3 protein-coding genes are annotated in these 1171 nt (G+C 64.5%); 2 read left to right on the top strand and 1 reads right to left on the bottom strand.

Features of this window, described 5'->3' with window-relative positions; translation table 11 throughout:
* Positions 1 to 169 (top strand): M24 family metallopeptidase (locus tag NP3_RS46765; protein WP_157124357.1); only part of this gene is annotated, 169 nt, incomplete at its 5' end.
* Positions 170 to 381: 212 nt separating this feature from the next.
* On the opposite strand, the gene NP3_RS16820 is transcribed toward NP3_RS46765, so the two are convergent.
* Positions 382 to 786, bottom strand: coding sequence for a PPOX class F420-dependent oxidoreductase (locus NP3_RS16820; RefSeq protein ID WP_063042388.1), 405 nt, complete (start codon positions 784 to 786; stop codon positions 382 to 384).
* A 139-nt stretch (positions 787 to 925) separates the two neighbouring features.
* Between NP3_RS16820 and NP3_RS16815 the strand changes: the two genes are divergently transcribed.
* A partial coding sequence (locus NP3_RS16815; RefSeq protein WP_218024866.1) for a hypothetical protein occupies positions 926 to 1171 on the top strand: 246 nt, incomplete at its 3' end.

Here is a 1171-nt window from a genome sequence, read left to right as displayed (position 1 = left end):
CATCGTCGAAGGCAACAGCCTGGTCCTGGAACCCGGCATGGCCTTCAGCATCGAACCCGGGATCTACTTCCGCGGCGATTGGGGTGCACGCATCGAGGACATCGTCGTGGTCACTGAAGACGGCTGCGAGTCGATGAACCAGCGGCCGCATGGTTTGACGGTGCTCTGAGCAGGACTGTGTCTCCGTGACTGCTGGGGTGCGCCGTTGCTACCGGCGGTGAATTCGACTGCGCTGTGCGCGGCGTGGCGAACGCGCAAGCACAGTGATGGCGTCCCCGGCTCGATGATTCTGCGCACGCTGAGAGGCGGCGCGGTAAGCTGTGGCGCGGCGAAATACCCTGGGATACAATGACTTCGGGTTCGAGGTCAGGTCGCGGTGGTTCAGGCCGGGGCGAGAGTGCTGCTGGAGAGCACGCGCTGGACTTGGATGGCGATGACCACGCGGGTCGGGTTCTCGCGGGGGACTCGGTAGCGGCCCGCGTACCGGTCGACGGCTTCGGCGACGTTGTCCGGATCGTCGAGCACCGTGGCCGGGCCTTCCAGGGTGATCCAGCGGATTCCGTCCACCTGGCTCACTGCCGCGTAACCGGAGCGCCGAACATTGCGCACCTTCACCGAGCCGTCGTTGGTGATCACTCGCGCGATCCCGGCTTCCGGATCCCAGGTGAAACCCACCGCGACCACATGCGGCGTACCGTCGGCGCGCAGGGTGGTCAGGGTCGCGAGGTGTCGCTCGGCGACGAATTCGAGTGCGGCAGTGGACAGCTGTGCGGTACTCGTCGGCATCTCCTGACCGTAGCGGTATGCGGGCCGCTCGGCACCGGCACACACCGAGTCCGCACTTCCGGGACGGACTGGTCAGTTCGGTGTTGCGTGCGTGCTCGGATATTCTGAGCGCCGAGATCGACAATCGAGGGGTTCAGGGATGCAGAGCACGGATGTCCAGTTGGCCGCTCGATGGTGGCAGTGGGCCATGTCGATTCCGATCGCCAAGAATCCGGTCTGCGATGAGACCGGAGCCTGCGCGGCCGAAGCTCAGCCCGACGATGTCTGGTTCCTCGCCGGAACGTTCGGTGGCAAGGTCAGCCGAAGCTGCACCGTGCCCTACGGTCGCCCGATCTTCTTTCCCGCCTTCAATATCTTTCAGAAGGTCGAAAGGTCGTTTTTCCAA

It is taken from the genome of Nocardia pseudovaccinii NBRC 100343 (genome assembly GCF_001613225.1).
Taxonomy (GTDB): domain Bacteria; phylum Actinomycetota; class Actinomycetes; order Mycobacteriales; family Mycobacteriaceae; genus Nocardia; species Nocardia pseudovaccinii.
The sequence above is the reverse complement of the archived record's forward strand: the minus strand, read 5'-3'. Positions and strand labels throughout refer to the sequence as shown.